This window comes from Nonomuraea polychroma, from assembly GCF_004011505.1.
GTDB lineage: Bacteria > Actinomycetota > Actinomycetes > Streptosporangiales > Streptosporangiaceae > Nonomuraea > Nonomuraea polychroma.
In genome coordinates this window covers 5,618,008-5,636,875 of sequence record NZ_SAUN01000001.1, presented here as the reverse complement: position 1 = coordinate 5,636,875, position 18,868 = coordinate 5,618,008, and the positions used below count along the sequence as shown (strand labels likewise).

The 18,868-nt window shown below is 69.8% G+C and carries 16 protein-coding genes; 6 read left to right on the top strand and 10 right to left on the bottom strand.

Features of this window, described 5'->3' with window-relative positions:
• Nucleotides 1-130 precede the first annotated feature (130 nt).
• Both EDD27_RS25710 and EDD27_RS25705 read left to right on the top strand, forming a co-directional pair.
• Nucleotides 131-1,555: a basic amino acid/polyamine antiporter gene (locus EDD27_RS25710; RefSeq protein WP_241564248.1), complete on the top strand. Its 1,425-nt coding sequence runs from the start codon at nt 131-133 to the stop codon at nt 1,553-1,555.
• Between the two features lie 19 nt (nt 1,556-1,574).
• Nucleotides 1,575-2,834 (top strand): arginine deiminase, encoded by a 1,260-nt coding sequence (locus tag EDD27_RS25705; RefSeq protein WP_127934660.1) that lies wholly within the window; start codon nt 1,575-1,577, stop codon nt 2,832-2,834.
• Here EDD27_RS25705 and EDD27_RS25700 read toward each other — a convergent pair.
• From EDD27_RS25700 to EDD27_RS25660, 9 genes are all read right to left on the bottom strand, one after another.
• Nucleotides 2,816-4,588, bottom strand: coding sequence for a cytochrome c oxidase assembly protein (locus tag EDD27_RS25700; RefSeq protein WP_127934659.1), 1,773 nt, complete (start codon nt 4,586-4,588; stop codon nt 2,816-2,818). The genes EDD27_RS25705 and EDD27_RS25700 overlap by 19 nt on opposite strands.
• 117 nt (nt 4,589-4,705) lie before the next feature.
• On the bottom strand, nt 4,706-5,158 hold the full coding sequence (locus tag EDD27_RS25695) for a hypothetical protein (RefSeq protein WP_127934658.1): 453 nt from the start codon (nt 5,156-5,158) through the stop codon (nt 4,706-4,708).
• A gap of 79 nt (nt 5,159-5,237) precedes the next feature.
• A complete protein-coding gene (locus EDD27_RS25690) occupies nt 5,238-6,122 on the bottom strand; it encodes an aldo/keto reductase (RefSeq protein ID WP_127934657.1) in 885 nt (294 codons plus the stop codon).
• Nucleotides 6,119-6,415, bottom strand: coding sequence for a cupin domain-containing protein (locus EDD27_RS25685; RefSeq protein WP_164903785.1), 297 nt, complete (start codon nt 6,413-6,415; stop codon nt 6,119-6,121). The genes EDD27_RS25690 and EDD27_RS25685 overlap by 4 nt, the downstream gene beginning before the upstream one ends.
• Entirely contained in the window at nt 6,408-7,382 is a 975-nt protein-coding gene (locus tag EDD27_RS25680) for an aldo/keto reductase (RefSeq protein WP_127934655.1), read from the bottom strand. Before EDD27_RS25680 ends, EDD27_RS25685 begins: the two co-directional genes overlap by 8 nt.
• Nucleotides 7,383-7,385: 3 nt before the next feature.
• Complete coding sequence (locus EDD27_RS25675; protein ID WP_127934654.1) at nt 7,386-8,288, bottom strand: carbohydrate ABC transporter permease; 903 nt, start codon at nt 8,286-8,288, stop codon at nt 7,386-7,388.
• 8 nt (nt 8,289-8,296) lie between these two features.
• Entirely contained in the window at nt 8,297-9,187 is an 891-nt protein-coding gene (locus EDD27_RS25670; protein WP_127934653.1) for a carbohydrate ABC transporter permease, read from the bottom strand.
• Entirely contained in the window at nt 9,184-10,596 is a 1,413-nt protein-coding gene (locus tag EDD27_RS25665) for an ABC transporter substrate-binding protein (RefSeq protein WP_164903784.1), read from the bottom strand. The genes EDD27_RS25670 and EDD27_RS25665 overlap by 4 nt, the downstream gene beginning before the upstream one ends.
• Nucleotides 10,597-10,615: 19 nt before the next feature.
• Nucleotides 10,616-11,923 (bottom strand): alpha-L-fucosidase, encoded by a 1,308-nt coding sequence (locus tag EDD27_RS25660; protein ID WP_127934651.1) that lies wholly within the window; start codon nt 11,921-11,923, stop codon nt 10,616-10,618.
• Nucleotides 11,924-12,102: 179 nt separating this feature from the next.
• Between EDD27_RS25660 and EDD27_RS25655 the strand changes: the two genes are divergently transcribed.
• From EDD27_RS25655 to EDD27_RS25645, 4 genes are read left to right on the top strand one after another with little or no spacing between them, the layout of a single operon-like run.
• A complete protein-coding gene (locus EDD27_RS25655) occupies nt 12,103-13,848 on the top strand; it encodes a glycoside hydrolase family 97 protein (protein WP_164903783.1) in 1,746 nt (581 codons plus the stop codon).
• Nucleotides 13,845-13,979, top strand: coding sequence for a hypothetical protein (locus tag EDD27_RS57915; RefSeq protein WP_277750750.1), 135 nt, complete (start codon nt 13,845-13,847; stop codon nt 13,977-13,979). Before EDD27_RS25655 ends, EDD27_RS57915 begins: the two co-directional genes overlap by 4 nt.
• A complete protein-coding gene (locus tag EDD27_RS25650) occupies nt 13,976-15,172 on the top strand; it encodes a carbohydrate-binding protein (protein WP_127934649.1) in 1,197 nt (398 codons plus the stop codon). Before EDD27_RS57915 ends, EDD27_RS25650 begins: the two co-directional genes overlap by 4 nt.
• 9 nt (nt 15,173-15,181) lie before the next feature.
• A complete protein-coding gene (locus tag EDD27_RS25645; RefSeq protein WP_206641645.1) occupies nt 15,182-16,774 on the top strand; it encodes a pectate lyase family protein in 1,593 nt (530 codons plus the stop codon).
• Nucleotides 16,775-16,779: 5 nt separating this feature from the next.
• Here EDD27_RS25645 and EDD27_RS25640 read toward each other — a convergent pair whose 3' ends face one another.
• Entirely contained in the window at nt 16,780-18,867 is a 2,088-nt protein-coding gene (locus EDD27_RS25640; RefSeq protein ID WP_206641644.1) for a glycoside hydrolase family 36 protein, read from the bottom strand.
• Between the last annotated feature and the right edge of the window lies 1 nt (nt 18,868).

The window sequence follows — 18,868 nt, the reverse complement described above, 5'->3', positions numbered from 1 at the left end:
TCATATACGGCGTTTGCGGGCTTTTCACGATAGCGCGGACTCGATGGGTGCACCTGGTAGGTGTGCGCGCATAGAGGAATTTGACGGTTTACCGACACTCTCGTCGTTTGCGGCCGGGTACGCCGCGAAGGTGACCACGCGGACCGAGACCGTACGCAAGATGCCGCTGCCGGCGCTGACCGCGATGGTCGTCGGGTCGATGGTCGGCGCCGGGGTGTTCTCGCTGCCGCGTAACTTCGCCCAGGCAACCGGCGTGCTCGGGACCCTGGTCGCGTGGCTGATCGCCGGCATCGGCATGCTCATGCTGGCCTTGGTGTTCCAGACGCTCGCCGTACGCAAGCCGCAGCTGGACGCCGGCGTGTACGCCTACGCCAAGGCCGGGTTCGGCCAGTTCCCCGGCTTCTTCTCCGCCTTCGGCTACTGGGCCAGCGCGTGCGTCGGCAACGTCTCCTACTGGGTGCTGATCAAGTCCACTCTCGGCGCGGTCGTCCCCGCCTTCGGCGAGGGCGCGACGCTGATCGCGGTGGTCGTGTCCGCGATCGGCGTGTGGGCCTTCCACTTCATGATCCTGCGCGGCGTCAAGGAGGCCGCGACGATCAACCAGATCGTCACGGTCGCGAAGGTGCTGCCCATCTTGACGTTCGTGGTGATCCTGGCGATCTCGGTCAAGGGCGGGGTGTTCGCCGGAAACCTGCACGGCGGCCCGCAGAGCCTGTTCGAGCAGGTGAGGTCCACGATGCTGGTGACGGTCTTCGTGTTCCTCGGGGTGGAGGGCGCCAGCGTCTACTCCCGGTACGCGCGCCGGCGCGCCGACGTGGGACGCGCGACCGTGCTCGGCTTCCTGGGCGTGCTGGCGTTGTTCGCCTCCGTGACCATCCTGTCGTACACCGCGCTGCCGCAACGGGAGCTGGCCGGCCTGCGCCAGCCGTCGATGGCCGGGGTGCTGGCGGCGGTGGTGGGCCCGTGGGGCGCGACGTTCGTCTCGATCGGGCTGATCGTGTCGGTGCTGGGCGCGTACCTGGCCTGGACGCTCATGGCGGCCGAGGTGCTGTACGTGGCCGCCAAGGACCGGGACATGCCGGCCTTCCTCACCCGCGAGAACGACCAGAACGTGCCGGTCGCGGCCCTGCTGATGACCAGCGTGCTCATCACCTGCGTGCTGTCCATCACGATCTTCTCCGACGACGCCTTCACCTTCACCCTGGAGCTCACCAGCGCGCTGTCCCTGATCCCGTACCTGCTGGCCGCCGGCTACGCGCTGCAGCTCGCCATCAAGGGCGAGACCTACGACCTCGACCCCCGCGGCCGGCGCAAGGACCTGACGATCGCGGCGCTCGCCACGTTCTACACGGCGTTCCTCATCGTCGCGGCCGGGCTGAAGTTCCTGCTGCTGTCCTGCATCATCTACGCCCCGGGCACGGTGCTGTTCGCGCTCACCAGGCGCGAGCACGGCATGCGCGTGTTCTCCCCCGCCGAGTTCGTCCTGTTCGCCATCACCGTCATCGGTGCCGTCATCGCCGTTGCCGGCCTGGCCATGGGGTGGCTCACCATCTAGCCGTGAAGGAGACCCCAGCATGAACGACCAGCCCTACGGCGTCCACTCCGAGGTGGGGACGCTGCGCAAGGTCATCGTCCACCGGCCGGACCTCAGCCTGCGCCGGCTGACTCCGGGCAACAAGGACGGGCTGCTGTTCGACGACATCCTGTGGGTGGAACAGGCCCAGGTCGAGCACGACGCGTTCGTCCAGGTGATGCGCGAGCGCGGCATTGAGGTGTACTACCACCACGACCTGCTCGCCGAGGCGCTGGATGCGAGCTTCGACGCCAAGCAGCACGCCATCGAGCAGGCCGTCACCCACCTGACCGTCGGCCCGGCCCTCGTCGACGTCGTCCGCGAGACGCTGTCCGGATGGAGCGGCGACAAGCTGGCCACCCACCTGATCGGCGGGTTGTCGAAGGAGGAGTTCGGCATCGCCGACATGGACGGCATCTCCCTGGTCGCGGCCTCGGCCGACCCGCGGGAGTTCATCCTGCCGCCGCTGCCGAACTCGCTCTACCAGCGCGACCCGGCGGCCTGGTTGTACGGCGGCGTCTCGCTGAACCCGATGTTCTACCCCGTCCGCCTGCTGGAGACGATGAACCAGTCCACCATCTACCACCACCACCCCATGTTCGCCGAGCAAGACTTCTCCTACTGGTATCCGTACGCCGGCGAGGACGAGCGATTCCACGAGGAGTCCTACGGCGCGGCCGCGATGGAAGGCGGCGACATGATGCCCATCGGCCACAAGACGGTGGCCATCGGCATCAGCGAACGCACCAACCCGCGCACCATCGAGCACATCGCGCTGTCGCTGTTCGCCGCCGGCGCGGCCGAGCGGGTGATCGCGGTGGACATCCCCAAGTCCCGCTCCTACATGCACCTGGACACCGTCTTCACGTTCCTGGACATCGACAAGGCCAGCGCGTTCCCGCCCTTCCTGGAGACCGCCACCACCTACTCGCTGCGTCCCGGCGACAAGAGCGGCACCCTGGAGGTGCACCGCGACCGCAGCCTCCTGACCGCCCTGCGCGAGGCGCTGCGCCTGACCGGCCTGGACATCGTCCCCACCGGCGGCGACGACTACCAGCAGGCCAGGGAGCAGTGGGACTCCGGCAACAACTTCTTCGCCCTGTCACCCGGCGTGGTCGTCGGCTACCACAAGAACCAGTTCACCAACCGCAAACTCCGCGAGCACGGCGTCGAGGTCATCGAGATCGAGGGCTTCGAACTCGGCAAGGGGCGCGGCGGCACCCACTGCATGACCTGCCCGATTCAACGCGACGCCATCTGAGACGCCCGCGCCCGCGCGCCCAGCCGCACCGCCACCGGTGTGAGGGCGAGCAGCGGCACGAGCAGGTAGACCGCCCCCGCCAGGCGCTGGTCGGCGAGGAGGTCCGGCGCGCCCGGCGGGGCCGCGAGGGTGAGCCAGTCCGCCGCGACCGGCGGTCCGGCCAGCAGGTACGTCCCCAGAACGAGGTGCGTGCCGGCCACCACCGCCAGCAGCCGGACCCGCGCCGCCCAGGAGAGCGATCCGGGCAACGGGTCCGCGCCGGCCAGCACCCACGACACCGCCAGCCCGAGCCCGAGGAACAGCAGACCGGTGGCCAGGTGCACGGCGTACTCGTCCAGCGACCACGGCAGCCATCCCGTCGCGTAGAGCAGCAGGAACGGCGCCGGGTAGGCGACCGTCAGAACGGCGGGCCTGCTGAAGCCCGTGACGGTCCTGCCGGCCAGCGTGACAGGCGCGCCCGCGCACAGCAGCAGCGGAACGACGACGGCGAGCACGACGTGCTGCAGCGCCTGCACCGACAACATGGCGCGCGCGTAACCGGCGACCCCGCAGACCAGGACGAGCGCGGCCAGCGCCAGCCCGGCGTACCAGGCGAACGTGCGGCCGGACGGCCACGCCGCGACCCTGCGCAGGCCGGCCAGGTACGCGGCCGCGGGCAACGCCAGCAGCAGGATGATCAGCGCGTCCGGGCGCACCTCGCTGATCAGCGCGCCAGGGGAGAACGGCGCGAGGTCGTGTCCCAGCGCCCCATGCCCCGATCCCTCGCCGCCTGCCGGCGGGGGAGTACGTGACAGGCCGACGGCCAGCCCCATCGCCGCCGCCATCACGCCGACCTCGCCCGCCGCGAGCCGGACGAACGTACGGCGCACCCCGCGGTCGGCGATGCCCATGACCGTGCGGCGGCGGTGGTTCCGGCCGAACCAGCCGAGCACCGCCAGCACGGCGACCTTGGCGAGCAGGAGCAGGCCGTACGGGGTCCGCCACAGATCGGACGGCGCGCCCAGCCGTACCCACGCGCCGGCCAGCCCGGAGAAGGCCACCGCGACGAAGCAGCACAACGCGAGCGTGCTGAACCTGGGCAGCACCACCGGCAGGTCGTGCGAGCGTCGGAAGTGAACGAGCACCGCGCCCAGGCCGCCGGCCCACAACGACGCCGCCACCAGGTGCGCCATCAGCGCGGACACCGCGAGGTCGTGGTCGGCGGCCGAGGCGGCATGGCCCACGTAGGCAGGCGGCAGCAGCCCGGACACGGCGACCGCCAGCGGGATCCACCGGGGCAGCCGCGGCACGAACGTCGCACCCGCCACCACGAACGTCAAGCCCAGGACCACCAGCAGCGCCTGGGTCTGCGGGAGCAGCGTGCCGAGATCCAGCTCATCGGGCTTGGCGAGGAGATCCGCCACCGGCATCGGGATGAAGCTGGACAACGTCAGCACGTAGCTCAGCAGGGTGGTGAACGCCCAGCCCAGCGCCCACCAGCCCGCCGCCCGCAGGCACCGCGCCGGCTCCGCCGACCCGGCGGGGGCCAGCACGGCGGCCAGCAGCGTGCCCACGCAGGCGACCGCGCACACGACGTGGAGCAACCGCGTCAGGGGCAGCCCCCAGTCCGTCAGCGGCCCCGCCGTGGGAAGGCCGGAGATCGCCGGCGCACCTGCCCCACCGCCGAACCGCAGCACCGCGACCAGCACCACGACACCGACACCGACCGCAAAACCGGCATACGCCGTCTTCCACTGCATACGAGGGGTACGCACGCCCGGCCCCGCCGGTTCACCCACCACACCAGGCCCCCGGCCGGTTCGCTCACCGGCCGCACGTCGGCGCAGGTCCCTTTGGAAAGGGCGCCGGCGCGGGTCGCGTGGGCAGGAGGGTCAGGCGTCCGGCGCCGCCCCCGGGCGGACGATCATGAGGACCACGACGATCGCCCACACCAGGTTGTAGACGCCGGCGAGCATCGACAACGTCCGCAGCCGCCGGCCGTCGTCCGGCGTGCTGAGCGCCGCACGCTGGCGCGGCCAGATCTGCGTGGCCAGCAGGCCGCCCGCCACGATGGTGAGGACCATGGCGACGTTGATCCAGATCTCGCCCATCCGGCCCTGGACGATGGCCAGCGCGATCCCGGCGACCGGGACCACGACGCCGAAGGCGGCGTACCCGCCGGTGATGCGGTGCAGCAAGGCCGCCACGGCCGGGTTCCGCTCACCCGGCGGATCCGCGGCCGGCGCGACCGGCGCGTAGCGGGGAAACAGACTCGACGCGACGGCCGAGCCGCCGACGAACACAATGCTCGCGAGCACGTGTATCGACAGCAAGACATGATCCATGGGATCTCCTCCAACCTTCAGATTGCCTGAAGCCTAGCCGACGCTTCAGGCAGCCTGAAGGTTGGGTGCCGTGTGAGATTCAGGCGAGCTCGTCCCAGAGGGCGATGGGAACGGGGCGGTCCAGGGCTTGGAGGTTGGCGGTGACATGGTCCGGAGCGTGGGCGCCGACGAGGACCGTGCTCACTGCCGGATGCCGCAAGGGGAACTGCAGCGCCGCCGACGGCAGCGGAACGTCGTGCCGGGCGCACGCCGCCGCGTAGGCGTGGACCTCGGCGGGCGCGTCCGCGGGCGGCTCGGCGGCGGCCAGCAGCCCGCGGTGGAAGAGGCTGGCCGCGATGACCGGGATGCCGCGGTCCTGGCAGATCGGCAGGAGCTCGTCGAACGCCGTCCGGCGCAGAAGGGTGACCTGGTTGGCGGCCAGCAGCAGGTCCAGGTCGGTGTGCTTGACGAAGTCCACCAACATGGGCGACTGGTTCATGCCCACGCCGATGGCGCGCACGACACCCTGGGAGCGCAGGTCCGCCAGCGCGGGATAGGCCTCGTCGAGCGCCTGCGGCCAGTGGCGGTCGGGATCGTGGATGAACAGGATGTCCACGTGGTCGAGGCCCAGGCGGTCCAGGGACTCCTCGACGCTGCGCAGCACCCCGTCGCGGGTGAAGTCCCACTCGACGTGACGGTCGCCGGGCACGGCGAAGCCGCCGTTGTCGCCCGGCCCCGGCCGTACGAGCCGTCCGACCTTCGTCGACAGGACGAACTCCGAACGTGGGCGCTCGCGCAACGCGCGTCCCATACGCCGCTCGGACAGGCCCAGTCCGTAGAACGGAGCGGTGTCGTAGTAGCGGATGCCGCACGCCCAGGCCGTGTCCATGACGGCCTGGGCGTCGGCGTCGGAGATGGACAGCAGGTAGTTGCCGAGCGGGCCCCCGCCCAGGCCGACGCGGGGGAGCGGGACAGGGCACGTCACGCGGGCTCCAAGTGCAGCCAGGTGGTGACCACCTCCGAGACGGCCTCCAGATGGTGGTCCTCGCCAGGCTCCACGATGAGCACATCACCCCCGGCGAAATCTGAAATTTCGCCATTTATATGGATCTTTCCGGTACCGGAGAGGATGAGGAAGATCTCCGGATCCGGGTGGGTGTGCAAGCCCTTGGCGTGGCTGATCCGGCCGGGTGGCAACGTCGAGACCCCGCCGGACTCGACCCGGAACCCCGGCAGCGACACTCCTGCTCCCATGGCCGCCAGCGTGCTCCTACGCATGGACATCTGCCTCCTTCGCGGCTTGGTCGATGGCGGTGAGCTCGTCGTCGGTGAAGTCGAGGTGGTCCACGCAGGCGACGTTGGCCTCGAGTTGCTCGGGGCTGGAGGCGCCGACCAGGACGGAGGTGATGCGGGGGTCGCGCAGGGCCCAGGCCAGAGCGAGCTGGGCGACGCTCTGGCCGCGGGCGGTGGCGATCGCCGACAGCGCGCGGACGAATGCCAGCACCTGCGGGGTGACCCGGTCGGGGGTGAGGAATCGTCCTTCGGCGGCGCGGGAGTCGGCCGGGATGCCGTCCAGGTAGCGGTCGGTCAGCAGGCCCTGGGCCAGCGGCGAGTAGACCACGCAGCCGACGCCCTCCTGCTCCAGGACATCGAGCAGGGCGTCCTCGATGCCGCGGTTGAGCAGCGAGTAGGAGGGCTGGTGCACCAGCAGCGGCGTGCCGAGGCCGCGCAGCAGCCTGGCGATCGCGGCGGTGCGTTCGGGCGAGAAGTTGGAGACCCCGACGTACAGGGTGCGGCCGGTGCGGACCATGTGGTCCAGCGTGGCCGCCGTCTCCTCCAGCGGCGTCTCCTCGTCATCCCGGTGCAGGTAGAAGATGTCGACGAAGTCGAGGCCGAGCCGGGCCCGCGACCGGTCGAGGGTGGCCAGCAGGTGCTTGCGCGAGCCGCCGTACCCGTAGGGGCCGTCCCACATGGGGTTGAAGCCCTTGGTGGTCACCACCACCTCGTCCCGCAGCGACTTCGGGAAGATCCGCCCGAACGCGGACTCGGCGGCGCCGAACGGCGGGCCGTAGCGGTCGGCGATGTCGAAGTGGGTGATGCCCAGGTCGAGCGCCTTGTGCAGGATCGCGCGCTGGGTCTCGACCGGCTTGTCCTCGCCGAAGTTGTGCCACAGGCCGAGCGACACGGCGGGCAGGAGCAGTCCGCTGTGGCCGCACCTGCGGTACGGCTGACGTTCGTACGACAACGATTACCTTCCTGCGATACCCGTGAGCGTGACACCCCGGATGAACGTCTTCTGAGCCAGGAAAAAGATGACGAGGATGGGCAGCATCGACATGATCGCGACGGCCATCATCTGGTTGTACTGGGTGACGAACTGGCCGTTGAACATGCCCAGACCCTGCGCGAGCGTGAGCTTCTCCACCGAGCGCAGGTAGATGGTGTTCTCCAGATACTGGTTCCAGTTGCCGACGAAGGAGAACAGGCAGATCGCCGCGATCGCCGGCTTGGCCAGCGGCAGCATGACGCTCCACAGGATGCGCAGCTCCGAGGCCCCGTCGATGCGGGCGGCGTCGATGAGCTCCTGCGGGATCGTGGTGAAGAACTGCCGCAGCAGGAAGATGTAGAGCGCCACGCCGAAGAACTCCGGCACGATCAGCGGCAGGTACGTGTCCACCCAGCCGAGCTTCGAGAACATGATGAACTTCGGCACCAGCGTGATCTCACGCGGGATCATCATCGTGGCCAGCAACGCCGTGAACATGACGCCGGCCGCCCGCGCCCGCATCCGCGCGAAGGCGTAGGCGGGCAGGATGCACGAGATGAGGTTCCCGAGCATGGACAGCGCGGTGATCAGGATCGTGTTCAGCAGGAACCTGGTGAACGGCAGCGACCCCGACCAGCCCTTGACGTAGTTGTCGACGTGGAAGGAGTCCGGGAACCATTGGGGCGGGAAGGCCAGGTTCTCGGCGTCGGATTTGAGCGAGGTCGTCAGCATCCACAGGAACGGCAGCAGGAACACCGCCGAGCTGATGATCAGCAGGATGTACGCCCCGCTACGCCGGATCCGCCTGATGCGCTCGGCCTGATCGGACGTCAGGGACGGGCCCGGCTTCGTACGCGCGGGCCGGGCCGCGGTCTCGAGGAGCATCGGGGACCTCACTTGAACTCGTAGTGCACCCAGCGCCTGGCCAGGCTGAACTGGATCGCGGTCACGACGATGACCAGCACGAACATGGCCCACGACAGCGTGGCCGCGTACCCCATGTCGAAGTAGACGAAGGCGTGCCGATAGATGTAGAGCCCCAGCACCATGGTCGCGTTGCCGGGACCGCCTTCGGTCATGACGAGGATGAGCACGTAGCTCTGGAGCGCGGCGATGAACCCCGTCACCACGTTGAAGAAGATGACCGGCGACATCATCGGCACGGTCACGCTCCAGAACCTGCGCCACCAGCCGGCCCCGTCGATCTCCGCCGCCTCGTACAACGTCTTCGGGATGCCCTGCAGGCCGGCCAGGTAGATGACGATGGTGTTGCCCGCGCCCCACACGCTCATGAGCACCAGCCCGGGGATGGCCCATTCCTGGGAGGCGAGCCAGCCGGGCCCCTGGACGCCGACCGAGGCCAGCACCTTGTTGATCAGCCCGTAGTCGGGGTGCAGGATGTTCAGCCACAGCAGCGCGGTGGCGAGGCCCGACACCACCGACGGCAGGTACATCACCGTGCGGAACAGGCCCTGGAAGCGCAGCGGCTGGTTGAGCAGCAACGCCAGCAGGAACGTGAACGTCACGCCGAGCGCCACCGAGCCCAGGCCGTACTGCACGGTGTTCTCGATGGACTCCCAGAACTCGGGATCGTGGAACATGCGGACGTAGTTGCCGAACCCCACCCACGTCGGCGTCTGCAGCAGGTTCCACTGCATGAAGCTCAGGACCACGGCGGCGAGGATCGGGCCCGCGCTGAACAGCACGAACCCGATCAGCCACGGCGAGACGAACAGGTGGAAACGCCGGGCCTCCCGACGCGCCAGCGGACTGACGGCAGTCATGCGATCTTGTTCTCGCTCAGCACGGGCGTGACCTTGTCGGCGATCTCCTTCAGCGCGTCAGCCAGGTTGATCTTGCCGAGCTGCGCCCGCTCCCAGATCGGCAGGGCGGTGTCCACGACCTTCTTGTTGGCCGGCAGCCGCAGCACGCCGTCGCCGGAGGCGTAGTCGGCCATGACCTTCTTGACCAGGTCGGCCGAGTCCGCCGGGATGCCGAGCGCCTTGGCGTTGTCCTCCCACGCCGACTGACGGGCCGGGGCGGCGATCCGGCGGAACTTGTAGCCGGAGGCCGACAGGTACTCGTGCATGTAGATCCAGGCGGCGTCCTTGTTCTGGGACGAGGACGCCATGACCAGCGCGCTGCCCACGGCCGGGGTGGTGCGGCCCTCCGGCCCCTTGGGCACCTCCGTGACGCCCCACTTGAGATCCTTCAGCTTGGACAGCTCCAGCATGATCCACGCGCCGTTGATCGTCATGGCCGCGTGCCCGGCCCTGAACGGATCGACCTTCTCCAGCGCCTGCATCTCGGCCAGGCTCGGCACCGCCTTGTCCTTGACCAGCAGGTCCAGCCAGCGGCCCATGACTTGACTGGCGTTCGGCTCGGTGATCAGCACCTTGGACTCGGTTTCGTCCAGGAAGCGGCCGCCGAACGGCATCAGGTACACGGGGCTCAGGTCGGGCGCCGGCTTCGGCATCGGCGTGAACCCGTAGACCTTGTCCACGCCCGTCCCGCTGGTCATCTTCCTGGCCGTCTCGAAGACCTGGTCGAACGTCCAGCTCTCGTCCGGGTACTTCAGCCCGGCCTTGTCGAACAGGTCCTTGTTGTAGAAGAGCAGCTTGGGCGCCATGTCGGTGGGCAGCCCGTACAGGGCGCCGTCCCGCTTGAAGTAGTCCAGCCCGGGTTGCGGGATGTCGTCCATGTCGAACTCGGGCGTCTTGGCGATGTAGTCGTCCAGCGACTGCAGGACCTTGTTGGCGATGAGGTTCTGCGTCCAGGAGTAGTGGTTGTAAAGCACGTCGGGCAGCGTGCCGCCGGCCGCCTGCGCCATGTACTTCGTGAGGAACTGGTCGAAGGGCGCGGACTCGCGCTTGATCTCGATGTTCGGGTGCCGCTTCTTGAAGAAGAAGTCGAACTGCGCGTTGCGGACCTCGGTGACGGCGTCCGTGGTGAGCGCCACCGTGATCACGACCTTGGACGCCGGATCGGCCACGTTCGTCTTCGGCCAGGTCAGCGAGTTGTTGAGCTGCTCGGCCTCCTCGAACGGCCAGGCGTCGCTGCTGGGACGGTTCGGGTCGATCACCTGCGCACCGGACTTGACCGGGGCCGCGGCCTGTTTCTGCTGGCGGGTGTCGCCACAGGCGGACAGGGCGGCGGCCGCCACCGCCAGGGCCAGCATCTGCCGACGGTTCATCTCCATGGGGGTGGGCCTTTCACAGGAAGAGCTCGAGCACCGGCACGGCCACGTCGGGGCGCTGCACCGGGAGCTGCAGGGTCAGGGTGCCGGGCGGCAGCGCGCCCAGCTTCGTGTGCCCGCTGTCCACGGCCGGGTCCGGGACCAGGACGCGGATCTCTGAGGCGTCGTTGAGCAACTGCGCGTACCGCACCTTGCCGGCCAGGCCGGGCAGGTGCAGATGCTTGTACGGCCACGCGAACAGGTGCACGTAGAGCCGGTCGCCGCGCTGGGTGTAACGGCAGTCGGCGGGCGCCTCGTACGCGCTCGGCCCGGCGCCGTAGATGGACCGGCCGTGCAGCCGCATCCACTCGCCGATGCCGCGCAACGACTCCAGCGCCCGCGGGTCGAACGCGCCGCGCCCGTTCGGTCCCACGTTGAGCAGCAGGTTGCCGTTCTTGGCGACGGTGTCGACCAGCATGCGCACGAGCAGGTCCACCGGCTTGTAGTCGAGGTTGTCACGGTCGTAGCCCCAGCTGCCGTTGAGCGTCTGGCAGGCCTCCCAGACCTCGGCCGGCGGGGCGGGCGGCTGGAACTGCTCGGGCGTGGTGAAGTCGCCGGGGATCTCCAGGCGGTCGTTGATCAGGATGTCCGGCTGCAGCCTGCGGACCATGGCCGCCAGTTCCTCCGAACGCCAGTCCGCCGCGCCCTTGCCGCCGGGGGTGCGCTTGCCGTCCCTGACCCGCTTCGAGTAGGAGAAGTCAAACCACATAGTGTCGATTCGGCCATAGCGGGTAAGCAGCTCTTCGACCTGGTTGTGTAAATAGGACTGATAGATCTCGATATTTCGGTCAACTGGGGTGGCGCCCTCGGCGTACGCCGGGTGCAGGCCGTCGATCGGGAAGTGCGCGTGATGCCAATCGATCAGCGAGTGGTAGAACCCCACCCCGAGTCCGCGGGAGCGGAACGCCTCCACGATCGGGCCGACGAGATCCTTGCCGTACGGCGTGTTCGCGACCGAGTAGTCGGTGTAGGCCGAGTCCCACAGGCAGAAGCCGTCGTGGTGTTTGGTCGTCAGCACCATGTAGCGCATGCCCGCGCCGGCCGCCGCCTCCGCCCACGCGTCCGGGTCGAACAGGTCGGGGTCGAAGTGGTCGAAGTAGGGCTGGTACTGCTCGTCGGTCAGCCGCTCGCGCTGCTTGACCCACTCGTGGCGGGCGGCGAGCGCGTAGAGGCCCCAATGGATGAACAACCCGAACCGTTGCTCACGGAACTCCGCCAGTCTGGCAGGAGAGGTCCGATGTATAGCCGGAGTGGTGCGGTCGTGTGGCGACAGTCCGTGAGGCATGGCTGCACGGTAGACCGACTAATTAACTTCGTCAAGAATTGAATTGACACCCGTCGCAACCTAGGCTCTTGCGCATTGTGAGGAGAGTCGGGCGCCTTGCACGGCCCGAGCGGGGCCGGTCGGCGCCGGGCGGCAGGACGCGATCGACTCCTCCTATCTCTTTCTCTATGGAGGGTCACGTGCCGAATTGGACGCTCAGCGACGGGGATCTGAAGGCGGTGCTCGACCTGTCCCCGGCAGGCGAGCTCACGATGGAGGTGCGTCACGCCGGGCGGGTCGTGCTCGAGCCGTCGAGGCTCGGCGTCCGCACCGCCCACGCCGACCTCAGCACGGGCCTCGTCCCGGCCGGGATGTCGGAGCGGCAGGTCGAGGAGTCCTACCGGACGGTCACCGGGAAACGCCGCGAGCACCGGTACACGGCAGGCGAGTGGACGTTGTCGTTCACCAGCGGTGGGCACCGGCTCGACCTGCGGATCCGGGTCGGCGACCATGGCGTCGCCTACCGCTACGTGATCCCGTGGAGCGGCCCGGTGACCGTGGTGGAGGAGGTCTCGGAGTACGTCGTGCCGGGCGACGGCCGCGCGGTCCTGCTGCCGTACGAGAACGGGCGCTGCGACTACGAGGAGATCCACCGGCACACCACGGTGGCCGGCGCCGAGCCCATCCTGTACGGCTACCCGTCGCTCTTCCAGGTCGGCGGCGCCTGGATGCTGATCACCGAGTCGGACCTGGACGCCGGATACGCCGGCTCCCGCCTGCGCTTCGACGGCCGCGCCTTCCGCCTCGACCTGCCGGACCCGTACGTGACCGCGGCCAGCCCGCTGGTCACCCCGTGGCGCACGATGATCGTCGGCGACCTGGCCACCATCGTCGAGAGCGACCTGATCACCAGCCTCGCCGCGCCGTCCCAGGTGGAGGACACATCCTGGATCCGGCCCGGGGCCGCCGCCTGGTCGTGGTGGTCCGACGGGCCCTCCACCCGCGACCTGGACGCCCAGAAACGCTGGGTGGACTTCGCCGCCGCGAACGGCTGGCCGTACCTGCTGGCGGACGCCGGCTGGAACAAGGAGTGGATGCCCGAGCTCATCGCCTACGCCCGCGACCGGGGCATCGGCGTCTGGCTCTGGTCCCACTGGCAACACGTCGACACCGAGCTGGAGCACCGCGAGAAGCTCGCGCTCTGGAAGGAGTGGGGAGCCGCCGGCGTGAAGATCGACTTCACCGAGTCGGACGGCCAGGACCGGATGCGCTGGTTCGACGCCATCCTGGCCGCCACCGCCCGGCTCCGGCTCATGGTGGTCTTCCACGGCGGCACGATCCCGCGCGGCACCGAGCGCACCTGGCCGCAGTTCATGACCGCCGAGGCGGTCAAGGGCGCCGAATGGATCAAGCCGAAGCCCGGCAAGGAGCCGCTCTACCCGGCCACGCACTACCTGTCGCTGGCGTTCACCCGCAACGTGCAGGGCCCGATGGACTTCACGCCGTGCACGTTCACCGCGGTGCGGGCCATCTCGGCCGGGTTCGAGCTCGCCCTGTCGGTGCTCTTCGAGTCCGGGATTCAGCACTTCGCCGACTCCATCGAGGCCTACCAGGCCAGGCCCGAGGCGCTGCGGCTGCTGTCCACCGTGCCGGCCGCGTGGGACGACACGCGGCTGCTGTCCGGCGACCCCGCCGACCACATCGTGCTGGCCAGGAGGAGCGGCGACGACTGGTACGTCGCCGCGGGCGTGTCGGGCGAGCCCCGCACGCTCACCGTGCCGCTCGACTTCCTCGACGCGGGGGAGTGGACGGCCGAGATCTACCGGGACGCCCCCGGCGACCAGATCGCCATCGAGACCGCCGTGGTCCCGGCCGGTGGCAAGCTCGACCTCGCCGTCGCCCAGAACGGCGGCTTCACGCTGCATCTGAGGAGAACACTCTCATGACGACCAGACGATGGGGCGGCGTCTTAGCCGCCCTGCCACTCACCGGTGCCGCCAACTCCCGCCCCGGCGTCATGCACCTCCACGAGGAACTCACCGGGAGCGGCGCCGGCGAGCAGGCGAGGACCTCATGAGGGGCCTGCGCCTGGCGGGCGCGCTTTCGGCACTCGCGCTGCTCCTCGCCGCCGCCCCGCCGGCCGAGGCCGGGGCAGGGGAGCCGCGCTGGGAGACCCGGTGGAATCCGAGCCCGTGGCGGGACGGCGTCAACGCGTTCGAGGCGCTGGAGGACGACCGGCGCGGCTCCCACCCCGAGGGACAGCCGCACGTCTACGTCCAGGGCAACGCCTGGCGGTTCGACGCGCACCTGGAGGACCGCGACGGCTCCGACCGGATGCGGAACGAGGTACGCGGCATGCGGGCCTCTGGCGCCCGGGCGCTGGAGATGCGCGAGGAGGAGACGTGGCGGATCTCGTACCAGATGTACATTCCCGACACGCTTGACGCGACCACCAGCTTCACCCACATCTGGCAGCTGAAGACCTCCGACATCGGCACCCCGGTCGCGCAGGTGTCGCTGCCGGTCGTCAACGGCGTGCCGAAGATCGCGGCCCGCTACTGGACGCTGGAGGACAACAAGTCCCACGACTTCGCCACCGCCGACCTGGAGCCGATCCAGAACAAGTGGGTCGGCGTCACCATCGAGCTCAAGTCGGCCGACGACGGCTACATGAGGTGGGTGCTGCGGGACGGGTCGCGGACGATCGTCGACCAGAAGGTCGAGGGCATCGACCTGTGGTGGACGCCGGAGCAGTACAACCGGCCCAAGTGGGGCATCTACCGCAGCATCAGGAGCGCCGGGCTGCAGGAGACGTACCTGCTGGTCAGGAACCTCAGGGCGGAGCAGCTCGGGCCCGCGACGCCCCCGGTCACGCTGCCGCCGCCGGACCGGAGCCCCGGCACGTACGAGGCCGAGCGGGTCGGCAACGTGTGGGAGGGGGCGGCCGAGCCCGCCTACTGCGCGGTCTGCTCGGGCGGGCGGAAGGTCATCCTCATCGGCGGCAACGTCTACGACTACACCGTGGTCAGGGGCGTGTTGTCGGAGACCACCGGGACCAGGCAGATGACCGTGCACGCGCTGGTGGACGGCTCCCAGACGTATGCGGTCAGCGTCAACGGCGGCGACGCGATCCAGGTGCCCATGAGCGGGACCAAGGACACGGTGACCACCGCGACCGTGCCGGTGAACCTGGTGGCCGGGGTCAACACGATCCGTTTCTACAGCCACACCGCCCGCTCGCCCGAGCTCGACAAGATCGTCATCAAGTGAGGACCGTACATGGCACATGACCTCAGCAGGCGCGCCGTGCTGACGGCGGGCGGCGCGCTGGCGCTGACCGCGGCGGCCGGCGCGCGCCCCGCCGCCGCCCATGCGGCCGGCACACCACCCTGGCAGTCCCGGCTCGTGCACTACGACCGGCGGGGGCGGCTGGCCTACGAGCAGGACGCCGAGGCCAACCGCGTCCCCGACTTCAGCCACGCCGGCTACCGCAACGGTGAGCGGCCGATTCCGCACGTGCCGGTCGTCAAGACGATCCGGCCGGTCGAGGGCGACAACACCGCCCACATCCAGGCGGCGCTGGACGAGATCGGGGCCCTGCCCCGAGCCCGCCGCGGAGCGTTGCTCCTGCTGCCGGGCACGTACCCGGTGGCGGGCACGCTGTACGTGCGGGCCGGCGGCACCGTGTTACGCGGCGTCGGCGACGGCGAGGACCCGTCGGGCAACACGATCATCAAGGCGACCGGCAACAACCCCAAGGACCGCGACGTGATCGTGGCCGGCGGTGTCGAGGGCGGCGGCTGGAAGGGCGAGGTCCCCGGCACCCGTACCGACATCACCACAGGGTTCGTGCAGGTCGGGTCGCGCCAGTTCGAGGTGGCGAACCCGGGGGCGCTGCGCCCCGGCGACAACATCGTCATCACCCACCCCTGCACCGAGGAGTGGCTCAAGGCCATCGACTACGGCGGCCATGACGTGGGTCCGCCGTGGAAGGTCGGCGAGCATCCGCTCGTCTACAACCGGTACGTCCGCGACGTGTCCGGGAACGTCGTGACGATCGACGTGCCGGTCTTCAACCACCTCAACCGCGCCCACGCCACCTCCTACCTCTACAAGTGGGACCAGGCCGGCCTCGTCACCGAGGTGGGCGTGGAACGGCTGCGCGTGGACATCGAGTACCACGGCGACCCCGAGCAGGACGAGGACCACGCCTACAACGCGATCGTGCTGCTGCGGACCGAGGACTCGTGGGTGCGGGACTGCACCATGCTGCACTTCACCCAGGCCGGCGTCGCCACCCAGGAGACCACCCGGGCCACGGTCGAGAACTGCCGGGCCATCGACCCCGTCAGCATCGTGACCGGCAGCAGGCGCTACAACTTCAACGCCTACACCTACTCGCAGCAGGTGCTCTTCCGGGACTGCTACGCCTACAAGGCCAGGCACGCCTTCGTCTCCAACGGGCACAGCACGGTCTCCGGCGTGGTGTTCCTCCGTGGCACCTCCGACTACGCGCTCAACTCCAGCGAGGGCCACCGTCGTTGGTCACAGGCGCTGCTGTTCGACGGCCACCGGGACGTGGACCCGCACTACAGCTACACGCTCGGCCTGTACAACCGCGGCCGCTACGGCACCTCGCACGGCTGGTCCGCGGCCCACTCGGTGGCCTGGAACTGCGACGTCGCCACCAGCAGGCTCATCGTCCAAAAGCCGCCGACCGCGCAGAACTACGCGATCGGCTGCCGCGGCACGATCACCGGCGACGGGCCCTTCGCGCAGCCGGCCGGCTACATCGAAGGCGCCAACCAGCCCGGCCTCTTCCCGCCCTCGCTCTACGAGGCGCAGCTGCGGGACCGGCTGCGCTCCGCCTGACCGAGCTACCGCTCCAGGCGCAGCAGCCCGCCCTCGGGCACGGTGACCTCCACCAGCCCGAGGGCGAGCTCCACGACCTCGTCCCCCTCGGTGCGGCCCCGGCAGTCGACGACGGTGGCGCGGGCCGGGCCGGCCGCGGCGACCTGGAGCAGCACGTCAGCGGAGGCGTCCCCATTGGCCAGCAACAACGTGCCCGTGTCGGGGACGCGGACGGGTATCGGCGCGTACCTGGCAGTGATCACCGTGTCGTCCGAGCGTGCCGTCACCTGCGGGTAGGCCAGGTCCGGCCGGGCAGGCTCGAACCGCCCCCGCTGGAGCACCTCCGCGTGCTCCCTGAAGAACGACAACCAGAACCGCAGCGCCTCCTCCTGCGCTGAGGTCAGCGCGGTCAGGTCCACCGAGATCTGCGGGACTGCGAACAACACGTTGATCAGCTGAGTGGCGACCCGCTGCGGGCTCTCGTCCGGGTGCCACATCAGCATGTCCGCGTGCACGGCCAGCGGGCCGGCGATCAGGCGCAGGTCCACGGTGCGCTGCCGGTTGTGCGCGGGGCTGAGCGGGCAGTCGGAGGCGCGGATCATCGTGGCGTACGGCCACAGGCCCGGGCTCACGTACGGCTGGCGCAGCTCGACCAGGCAGTCGCTGGGGAACTGGGCGAGGAGCCTGCGCACGCCCTCGTTCACGGTGGCGCAGTCGGCCTCGGGGCCCGGCGCCGGCGGGTCCTCGACGGCGAACTGGTCGATGAAGTCGATCTTGAGGCCGTCCATGCCCCACTCCGTGACCGCCCGGGTGAGGTGCTCGGCGAGCAGGTCCCGGATGACGGGGTAGCGCGGGTCGACGATGGCGGCGTTCATGTGCTCCTTGTAGGCCAGCGTGTACGGTCGCACGCGGTCCCAGAGCGCGGTGTGGCGGCCGACGAACGGCAGGGCGTACCAGAGCAGGTAGGCGAGCCCTTCGCCGCGAACCTTCGCCACGTGTGCCGAAATATCGGGAAATGAGGTGCGGGAGGGCTCCCACTCGCCGACGTAGCCGTAACCGCGGCCCCGGTCGTCGCTGTGCCAGCCGTCGTCCACGATGATCGCCGCGCAGCCCAGCTCGGCCGCCGGGGCCGCCTGCCGCTCGACGCTCGCGGCATCGACATGTTGCTGCATGGCGTACCAGGTGGAGTACGCGGGCATCCGCGCCGCCCGCGGGACGTCCCGGGCGGGCTCGTTCCGTGCTCCCCACCAGTCGGCGACCTCGGCCAGCGTCTGCGCGAAGTGCCGCCGCGTCAGGTCCAGCCGCAGCACGAGCCCATTGTCCGGGGCGGCCTCGTGCTCCACCCAGAACCCGAAGTCGCCGGTCTCCTCGACGACTCCCGTGCGGATGCGCACCGGCCTGACGACCTCGGCGGCGGCATACGTGCACAGCGCCACGTCACCGGCGCCCACCAGGCAGCCGACCGGGGCGTTCTTCTCCAGCGCCGCGGTGCGGGGACGCCGCCAGAACGGCGGCAACCCGCGATGCTCACCGCCGTCGGCGGCCCAGAACGCGGTCGCGTCCACACACGGCATCCGCCATCCGAGGCGCACGGTGGCCGGCCGGCCGGGCGTGACGCGCACCTCCAGCACCCCCGGCACGGTTTCGACCACCACCCAGCTCAGCTCCGCCGCTTTCCCACTTCCCAAGACGGCCCCGTCCCTCTGGGCCGGCTGCGGCTCGGTGGCGGTCGTGTCGAGAGCGGCGCCGTTGGAGCCGCCCCCGGCGCTGAGGGCGGAGGCGGGGTCACCTGCGGCGCTTCCCGTCGAGTTGGTCTCGGGCCCGGCGAGCGTCGCGTCCCGCCCAGTCCTGCCTGCGGCGCCTGTGGCAGCGCTCGCGTCGGCTGTGGCAGTGGTCGTGTTGCCGGCGATGCCGGGCGAGTCGGTGGTGGTGGTGAGGAATGTGGTGGTGAGCTCGGAGGTGGTGACGGTGGCCGGGGCGGCGGCCGTGGGTGGGGGTTGTGTGGGGGTGGCCGTGCAGGTGAAGGCGAGGCCCATGGCCGGGAAGCACACCTCCTCCGGCTCCTGTCGCGCCGTTCCGTCGTGGGGCTGCCAGATGCCGGGGGCGGTGGTCAAA